Raw genomic sequence first — 8,373 nt, forward strand, 5'->3', positions numbered from 1 at the left:
TGGGCGACGGTCAGCTCGGGCAGCACGTCGATGACATTGACCGGCCAGGTGCGGGCCAGCTCGTCGCGCGTGCTGTGGGTCTGGTCGAAGTGGTAGCCGGTCTCCAGGAAGAGCACGTCGACGTCGCGGATGGTCTGGCTCACCAGGGCCGGCAGGATGGTGTCGGCAGCCATCGAGCAGGCCACGGCCAGTGCGTCGCCGAACTCGTCGGCGGCCCAGGCGAGCAGCTCCTCGGGGCTGGCCTCGGTGGAATCGGACTGGGCGAAGCGGGCCTGGGCCTGCTCCACCACGGCCTGCAGCTCCTCGGCGCTGCGACGCGGCGTGCCGACGCGCAGGCTGCCGGGGGCCGGGACGGCAGGCTCGTCCAGGGTGATCGCGCCGAGCAGGCCGGTGGGCTGCTCGTGGCGGACGTCCTTGGGCTTGCCGTCGATGGGTGGGGTGCTCATCGCAGTGCGTCCTCCTCGGCCCGATGGGCCCATTCGGCGAAGCTCTCGTCGCCCTCGTGGTTGTCGAGGTAGCTGCGCGTGACGCGCTCGACGTAGTCGGGCAGGTCCTCGGCGGTGACCTTGAGCCCGCGCACGGTGCGGCCCAGGCCGGCCTCCTCGCGGTCGCTGCTGGCCAGGCCGCCACCCAGGTGCACCTGGAAGGCGAAGTCGTCGCCGGCCAGCTGGCCCTTGAGGCCGATGTCGGCGATCTGGATGCGCGCGCAGGAGTTGGGGCAGCCGTTGATGTTGAGGCTGATCGGGCGCTTGAGTTCCACGTCGTCGAGGCGCTGCTCGAGCTCGGTGATGGTGCGTCCGGCCAGTCCCTTGGTCTCGACGAAGGCGAGCTTGCAGTACTCGATGCCGGTGCAGGCCATGGTGGCGCGGCGGAAGGGCGACGGGTGGGCGGTCAGGCCGATCGCCTCCATGCCCTCGACCAGCGCGTCGACCTTGTCGGGGTCGACATCCAGCACGAGCAGCTTCTGGTGAGGGGTGAAGCTGATCCGGCCGGAGCCGGCGGCCTCGGCCAGGTCTGCCACCTGGTTGAGCAGGGTGCCTGACAGGCGGCCGACGGTCGGGGCGAAGCCGACGTACTTGCGGCCGTCCTTCTGGTCGTACACGCCGATGTGGTCGGCATCGCCGACGGCCTTGGCCGGGGCGGGACCGTCGGGCAGCGTGCGGCCCAGGTACTCGTCCTCCAGCACCTGGCGGAACTTCTCGGCGCCCCACTCGGCCAGCAGGAACTTCAGGCGGGCCTTGGTGCGCAGCTTGCGGTAGCCGTAGTCGCGGAAGATGCCGCACACGCCGGCCCACACCTCGACGGCGTCCTGTTCGCTGACGAAGGCGCCCAGGCGCTCGGCCAGGCGAGGCGTGGTGGACAGCGCGCCGCCGACCCACAGGTCGTAGCCGGGGCCGAGCTCGGGATGCACCACGCCGACCAGCGAGATGTCGTTGATCTCGTGCACGACGTCGAGGCTGGGGTGGCCGGTGACGGCGGTCTTGAACTTGCGGGGCAGGTTGGTGAACTGCTCGTCGCCGATCCAGCGCTCGCTGATCGCCTTGATCGTCGGGGTGGGGTCGATGATCTCGTCGGCCGCGATGCCGGCGACGGGGCTGCCCAGGAAGCCGCGGGGGGTGTCACCGCAAGCCTCGGTGGTGGACAGGCCCACCGACTCCAGGCGACGCCAGATCTCGGGGACGTCCTCGATGCGGATCCAGTGGTACTGGATGTTCTGGCGGTCGGAGACGTCGGCGGTGTCGCGGGTGAAGTCGACGCCGATGGAGCCGAGCACGCGCAGCTGCTCGAGGCTGAGGTGCTTGCCGTCGATGCGCACCCGCATCATGAAGTACTTGTCGCTGAGCTGCCCGGCATCCAGCTTGCTGGTCTGGCGGGCGTCGATCCCCGGCTTGCGCTGGGTGTAGATGCCCAGCCAGCGGAAGCGGCCGGTCAGGTCGTCATCGGGGATGGAGTCGAAGCCCTGCTTGGAGTAGACGTCAATGATGCGCTGGCGCACATTGAGCGGGTTCTCCTCGGCCTTGAACTCCTCGTTGTGGTTGAGGGGGGTCTTGCCGTCGACGGCCCACTGGCCCTTCGACTGGCCGGCGCGTGGCGGCCTCACCCGGCTGGCGGCTGGCGGGGTCTGGTTCACTGTGTCACCTTCATGTGGGTGGCACGTGACGCCTGCGGTTGCGGTGGGACAACGGTGGAGGTCGTCGGCCCGGGCGTCACGCGCCCGGACGGAAATCCCCTGGTCGGGGGTTGGTCAGACGCGGATCACGGCATCCGACACATGCAGCCACGAAGGCGCTGCAGGTCCACGTGACGGCGGGTCACGAGGAGGAGCGCGGCGTGGTTGTGCATGGCAAAGAGTCAAGCACGATCTTCACCCGATCCCAAGCTGGTCCCATACTGTAGACATCCCAAGGATTTTCCTGCTGGCGTCAGTATTGGCGGGTGGGACTCCTCCTTGGGAGTCGGGCACGCCGGACCCGTCCCGCGCCAGGGCATGCAGCAGGGGCCGCGGACGTCGTCGTCCGCGGCCCCTGACGGGCTACTGGTGGGCGTCAGTCGAGTTCGGCGTGGCGCGGGGCGACGTGCGCTCCCCCGGCCGGGCTCAGCTCATGGTCGTCGTGGCGCACGACATCCTCGCGACGGGTCTCGATGGCCTCGTGGCGCACCGGCGCGTCGACCAGGCCGGCGACCTGCTGGTTGCGGGCTGCCTGCTCGCGACGGGCAGCGCCGACACCCAGGGCCATGGCCAGCAGGAAGACCAGGCCGGGAGCGCCGAGGGTGAGCAGCAGCATGTGCAGCGACGACGGTGCGGTGAACTCGGGCCAGCCAGGGAAGGTGGACTCCAGCAGCGTGAGGGAGATCGGGTTCATGGCCCTGATCCTAGCCGAGCCGGAGGCGACGCGCGGCGCGCCGCGGCTTGGTAGATTCTGCCGTCGAGGACCGGCGTCCCCGATCGGCGTGGACCCGGATCCCTCGGCACAGGAGCAGCCGTGACGAACCAATCCCCGCGCACCCTGTTGGACGACCGTGAGATCTCTCGGGCCCTGGCCCGGATGGCCCACCAGGTGGTGGAGCTCAACCGGGGCACCGACGGGCTGGTCCTGCTCGGCATCCCCACCCGGGGCGCACCCCTGGCCCGACGACTGGCGAGCGCGGTGGAGTCCGTGGAGGGTGGCCGCGTCGAGGTGGGAGAGATCGACACCACCATGTACCGTGACGACCTGCGTCGCCACCCCACGATGACGGTGGGCCGCAGCCACGTGCCCGTGGCGCTGGACGACCGCACCGTGGTGCTGGTCGACGACGTCCTGCAGTCGGGGCGCACCGTCCAGGCCGCCCTGGAGGCGCTGAAGGACCTGGGGCGTCCGGCGCGGGTGATGCTGGCGGTGCTGGTGGACCGGGGCCACCGCGAGCTGCCCGTCCAGGCCGATGTGGTGGGCCTGCAGACCGGCACTGCCCGCGACGAGAGGGTCGGGGTCCGCCTGACCGAGGTGGACGGCGAGGACCGCGTCGTCATCAGCCGTGAGATGGCCGAGCACGAGGAGAACCGATGAAGCACCTGTTGGCGGCAGCCGACCTCAGCCTCGCCGAGGCCACGAGCATCCTCGACCTGGCCGACGAGATGCAGCAGATCCAGCACCGTGACGTGAAGAAGATCCCAGCGCTGCGCGGGCGTACCATCATCAACCTCTTCTTCGAGGACTCCACCCGCACCCGCACCTCCTTCGAGATCGCCGGCAAGTGGATGAGCGCCGACACGATCAATGTGTCCGCCAAGGGGTCGAGCGTCAGCAAGGGCGAGTCCATGAAGGACACCCTGCTCACCCTCGACTCGATGGGGGTGGACTGCTTCGTGATCCGCCATGCGGGTTCGGGCACGGTGCAGCAGGCCGCCAACTGGGTGCGGGCCGGGGTGGTCAATGCCGGCGACGGTGCTCACGAGCACCCGACCCAGGCGCTGCTGGACGCGATGACGATGCGCCAGCACCTGCGCGGGATCGGGCGCGAGGTGGCCGGTGCCACCGTCGCGATCACCGGCGACCTCCTGCACTCGCGGGTGGTGCGCAGCAATGTCGCCCTGCTGCGCACGCTGGGTGCACAGGTGCTGCTGTGTGCGCCGCCGACGCTGATGCCCACCGGTGTGGAGGGTTGGCCGTGCGAGGTGGTGGACAGCTTCGACGAGGCGATCAGCCGCGCCGACATCGTGATGATGCTGCGGGTGCAGCGGGAGCGGATGAGTGGCGGATTCTTCCCCAGCGAGCGCGAGTACATCGCCGGCTGGGGCCTGACCGCCACCCGCCTGAACCGGCTGCAGGAGCACGCCGCGATCATGCACCCGGGCCCGATGAACCGCGGCCTGGAGATCAGCAGCGAGGCCGCCGACGGCGCCAGCTCCCGCGTGCTCGACCAGGTCTCCTCCGGCGTCGCCGTGCGGATGAGCGTGCTGTACCACCTGCTCGGCGGCTCCATCGACTCCAAGTCCAATGCCATCAGGGCCAATGACACCCAGGAAGGCTCCCTCACATGACCACCCAGACCGACCAGACCAGCCAGACCTATGTGATCGCCGGAGCACGACTGGCCGACGGCACCCCCACCGACCTGTTCATCGCCGACGGCATGCTGGTCGACCAGGCGCCCCGTGGCGCCGAGCGGATCGATGCCGAAGGGTTGCTGGCGCTGCCCGGTCTGGTGGACCTGCACACACACCTGCGCCAGCCCGGCCGCGAGGACGCCGAGACGGTGGCCACCGGTACCCGGGCGGCGGCGCGTGGCGGCTACACCGCCGTCTTCGCCATGGCCAACACCCAGCCGGTCACCGACGACGCCGAGAAGGCCGAGTGGATCAAGCTGCTCGGCGAGCGCGACGGCTCCTGCTTCGTGCAGCCGATCGGCGCGGTCACCAAGGGGCTCAAGGGCGCCGAGCTGGCCGAGATGGGGCTGATGGCCCGCTCCGGTGCAGCGGTGCGCGTCTTCAGTGACGACGGGATGTGCGTGCAGGACCCGCTGCTGATGCGCCGGGCCCTGGAATGGGTGCGCCCCTTGCGCGGGGTCATCGCCCAGCACTCCCAGGACGGTTCGCTGGCAGGCCCCGGGGCCTGCTGCCACGAGAGCGAGATCTCGGGTCGACTGGGCCTGGGTGGCTGGCCAGCCGTGGCCGAGGGCGTCATCATCGCCCGCGACGTGCAGCTGGCCGAGCTGACCCGCTCCCGCCTGCACGTGTGCCACATCTCGACCGCCGAGGGCGTCGAGATGGTGCGCTGGGCCAAGAAGCGCGGCATCGACGTCACCGCCGAGGTGACCCCACACCACCTGCTGCTGGGCACGCGCGAGCTGGAGGGCTATGACACCACCTACAAGGTGAACCCGCCGCTGCGCACCGACGAGCACATCGAGGCGGTCCGCGAGGCCCTGGCCGACGGCACCATCGACGTCGTGGGCACTGACCACGCGCCGCATGCCGCGCAGGACAAGGACCACGCCTTCGTCGACGCCCGTCCCGGCATGCTGGGTCTGGAGCAGGCGCTGGCGGTGGTGATGGAGACCATGGTCGAGACCGGGCGGATGGACTGGGAGACCCTCGTGCAGCGGATGAGCACCACCCCGGCCCGGATCGGCGGCGTCGACGCCTTCCAGGGGCAGGCGCTGGTGCCCGGTTCGGCCGCGAACCTGGTGCTGGTGGACCCGACGGCGCGCGGCACGGTCGACCGGGAGGCCTCCGCCTCGCGCAGCCGCAACAACCCGTACCACGGGCGCGAACTGCCCGATCCGGTGGTGGCGACCTTCTGGAAGGGTGTGCGCACGCACTCCCGCTGACAGGACAGGCCCGGTGCGCGGCGGTCTGCCGCAAGCGCACCGGGCCACTGCTTCCTGACGGTCTTGGATCGGCTCAGGTGGTCAGCCGTCCCCTCACCCGCACATCGGCCCGACCACCCACCCAGATGTGGGTGCCGTCGTCGACGATGCTGACCCGTCCGGCCCGTCGCACCTGTCCTCCCTGGCTGGCCACATAGCGTTCCGGAACCACCTGCCGGGCCCTCAGCCACTGCGCCATCGCACCATTGAGTGACCCGGTCACCGGGTCCTCGATCAGGTCGGTGAGGCCCCGGATCTCCACCAGGTGGCCGGCCGGCTGGCGCTCCAGCCCCACCAGCCCCACGTGGGCACCCTCGGGCAAGGGGCCCCGGCGCACGGCACGCACCGCGTCGGCACCGCGCAGCTGCAGCAGCTGCCAGAGGGGCCCGTTGACGCCCCAGGCGTGGGCCACCACCTCGTCCTCGGCCAGTCCCAGACCCTCCAGGGTGCGGGTCAGCACCTCGGGCTCCAGTTCACCGGTGCGGGTGCAGGGCGGCGAGGCGAAGGCAAGCTCGTCGCCGTTGACGCGCACCTCCACCAGCCCTGCGCTGCACTCCTGCACCACGACACCCGCTCGGCGCGGCTGTCCCCCGAGCTCCAGCCAGGCCCGGGCGGTGCCGAGCGTGGGATGGCCCGCGAAGGGCAACTCGGTGTTCGGGGTGAAGATCCGCACCCGGTAGTCGGCCTCGGCGCGGGTGGGTTCCAGCAGGAAGGTGGTCTCCGACAGGTTGGTCCAGTGGGCGATGGCCGCCATCTGCTCGTCCGTCAGGCCGTCCGCCTCGCCGATCACCGCCAGCGGGTTGCCGGTGAAGGCTCCGGTGCTGAAGACGTCCAGCTCGAGGTAGTTGTGCTCCATGGTCTTCTCCTATGCCACGCGACCAGCGGAAGGCAAGCTCCCGCATCCATGTCGAAGGCGCGGGAATAGAATGCCTCCCGGAGGTCGTTGTGGCCACTTGGAGCGCATCACGGCGCCCGGTGCCGATGAAGGAGGCGCACCCATGGCAGCAGGCACCGCCCGCCGGTTCTGGGAGCGCCGGACCATCGACCAGGGGCGACGCAAGACCACGGGGTGTCGGGACGCCCAGGTCCCGTCCACGTCTCGTCCCGAAAGGTCCCGTCTTGCCCTCCACCCCCGTCACGTCCAGTCCGCAGCGCTCTGAGCGTCGTTCCATCCCCTTCTGGGCCAAGGTCTTCGTCGGCCTGGCCGTCGGCATCATCCTGGGCTACCTCGCCCGGACCTTTGAGCTGGCCTGGCTCACCGAACTGCTGACCACCGTCGGCTCCATCTTCGTGAGCCTGCTGAAGGTGGTCGTCGTCCCGCTGGTGCTGTTCGCCCTGGTGGTGAGCATCAGCAACCTGCGCCAGGTGAACAATGCCGCCAAGCTGGCCGTCACCACCCTGGTCTGGTTCGGCATCACCGCCGCCCTGAGCGTCGGCATCGCCCTGGTGATCGGCCTGCTGACCGATCCGGGAGCCCACGCCACCATCTCCACCGCCGAGGCACAGGCCGTCGCAACCCAGGGCAGCTGGCTGGACTTCCTCAAGTCGCTGGTGCCCAACAACATCCTGGGCCTGCAGGTGAGCTCCGAGCTCTCCGGTGAGGGCGCCAGCGCCACCGTCGAGAGCAAGCTCAGCTTCAACGTGCTGCAGATCGTGGTCATCGGCATCGCCCTGGGCGCTGCAGCACTGGCCATCGGCGAGGAGACCGCCGCCCCCTTCGTCAACTTCTCGCGCGCCGGGCTGGAGATCTTCCAGAAGCTCACCTGGTGGCTGATCCTGCTCTCCCCCATCGGCTCGGCTGGCCTGATCGGCAAGGCCGTGGCCAGCTACGGCTGGGACCTGGTGCAGCCGCTGGGCATCTTCACCCTGGACATCTACCTGGGCTGCGCCCTGGTGGTCTTCGTGATGTACCCGATCCTGCTCAAGGTGCACGGCCTGAGCCCGGTGCGCTTCTTCAAGGGGGCCGGCCAGGCCATCCAGCTGGCCTTCGTCTCCCGCTCGTCGGTGGGCACGCTGCCGGTCACCCAGGCCAATGTGGTCGACAACCTGGGCGTGCCGCGTGACTACGCCTCCTTCGCCGCCCCGATCGGCGCCACCACCAAGATGGACGGCTGCGCCTCGATCTACCCGGCGCTGGCGGCGATCACCGTCGCGCAGCTCTTCGACATCCCGCTGGGGATCGGCGACTACCTGCTGATCGCCTTCGTCTCGGTGGTCGGCTCTGCCGCCACGGCGGGCCTGACCGGCGCGATCGTGATGCTCACACTGACCCTGTCCACGCTGGGCCTGCCGCTGGAGGGTGTCGGCCTGCTGCTGGCCATCGACCCGATCCTTGACATGGCCCGGACCGCCACCAATGTGGCCGGCCAGGCCGCGGTGATGACGATCGTCGCCAAGCGCGAGGGCGTGCTCGACCAGGACATCTACGACGGTCGCCTGCAGCGCCGCTCGGACCTGCCGGCCGGACAGGAACTGCAGCCCGTGGGCTGATCCACCCCGCCCCAGGTAGTGCACACGAAGCGG

9 protein-coding genes are annotated in these 8,373 nt (G+C 70.0%); 4 read left to right on the forward strand and 5 right to left on the reverse strand.

The features are described from left to right. The 4 genes from ACHFFZ_RS12920 to ACHFFZ_RS12935 all read right to left on the reverse strand — a co-directional run. On the reverse strand, nucleotides 1-446 hold a 446-nt coding region (locus tag ACHFFZ_RS12920; RefSeq protein ID WP_394277013.1), incomplete at its 3' end, for a phosphoadenosine phosphosulfate reductase family protein. After that, the gene (locus ACHFFZ_RS12925) at nucleotides 443-2,131 is read right to left on the reverse strand and encodes a nitrite/sulfite reductase (RefSeq protein WP_394277014.1); all 1,689 of its coding nucleotides are present in this window, start codon (nucleotides 2,129-2,131) and stop codon (nucleotides 443-445) included. The genes ACHFFZ_RS12925 and ACHFFZ_RS12920, both read right to left, overlap by 4 nt. 125 nt (nucleotides 2,132-2,256) lie before the next feature. Then, nucleotides 2,257-2,343: a putative leader peptide gene (locus tag ACHFFZ_RS12930; protein WP_394277021.1), complete on the reverse strand. Its 87-nt coding sequence runs from the start codon at nucleotides 2,341-2,343 to the stop codon at nucleotides 2,257-2,259. A gap of 203 nt (nucleotides 2,344-2,546) precedes the next feature. Next, nucleotides 2,547-2,864, reverse strand: a complete 318-nt coding sequence (locus ACHFFZ_RS12935; RefSeq protein WP_394277015.1) for a hypothetical protein — start codon at nucleotides 2,862-2,864, stop codon at nucleotides 2,547-2,549. Nucleotides 2,865-2,984: 120 nt separating this feature from the next. On the opposite strand from ACHFFZ_RS12935, the gene pyrR reads away from it, so the two are divergent. The 3 genes from pyrR to ACHFFZ_RS12950 are packed head-to-tail and all read left to right on the forward strand — an operon-like array spanning nucleotide 2,985 to nucleotide 5,811. Beyond that, on the forward strand, nucleotides 2,985-3,548 hold the full coding sequence (gene pyrR, locus ACHFFZ_RS12940) for a bifunctional pyr operon transcriptional regulator/uracil phosphoribosyltransferase PyrR (RefSeq protein WP_394277016.1): 564 nt from the start codon (nucleotides 2,985-2,987) through the stop codon (nucleotides 3,546-3,548). Further along, nucleotides 3,545-4,522, forward strand: coding sequence for an aspartate carbamoyltransferase catalytic subunit (locus tag ACHFFZ_RS12945; protein WP_394277017.1), 978 nt, complete (start codon nucleotides 3,545-3,547; stop codon nucleotides 4,520-4,522). Before pyrR ends, ACHFFZ_RS12945 begins: the two co-directional genes overlap by 4 nt. Next, nucleotides 4,519-5,811, forward strand: a complete 1,293-nt coding sequence (locus tag ACHFFZ_RS12950) for a dihydroorotase (RefSeq protein ID WP_394277018.1) — start codon at nucleotides 4,519-4,521, stop codon at nucleotides 5,809-5,811. Before ACHFFZ_RS12945 ends, ACHFFZ_RS12950 begins: the two co-directional genes overlap by 4 nt. A 73-nt stretch (nucleotides 5,812-5,884) precedes the next feature. Here ACHFFZ_RS12950 and ACHFFZ_RS12955 read toward each other — a convergent pair whose 3' ends face one another. After that, a complete protein-coding gene (locus ACHFFZ_RS12955) occupies nucleotides 5,885-6,706 on the reverse strand; it encodes a PhzF family phenazine biosynthesis protein (RefSeq protein ID WP_394277019.1) in 822 nt (273 codons plus the stop codon). A 263-nt stretch (nucleotides 6,707-6,969) separates the two neighbouring features. Between ACHFFZ_RS12955 and ACHFFZ_RS12960 the strand changes: the two genes are divergently transcribed. After that, nucleotides 6,970-8,340: a dicarboxylate/amino acid:cation symporter gene (locus ACHFFZ_RS12960; protein WP_394277020.1), complete on the forward strand. Its 1,371-nt coding sequence runs from the start codon at nucleotides 6,970-6,972 to the stop codon at nucleotides 8,338-8,340. Nucleotides 8,341-8,373: the final 33 nt, after the last annotated feature.

Source organism: Luteococcus sp., assembly GCF_043424415.1.
GTDB lineage: Bacteria > Actinomycetota > Actinomycetes > Propionibacteriales > Propionibacteriaceae > Luteococcus.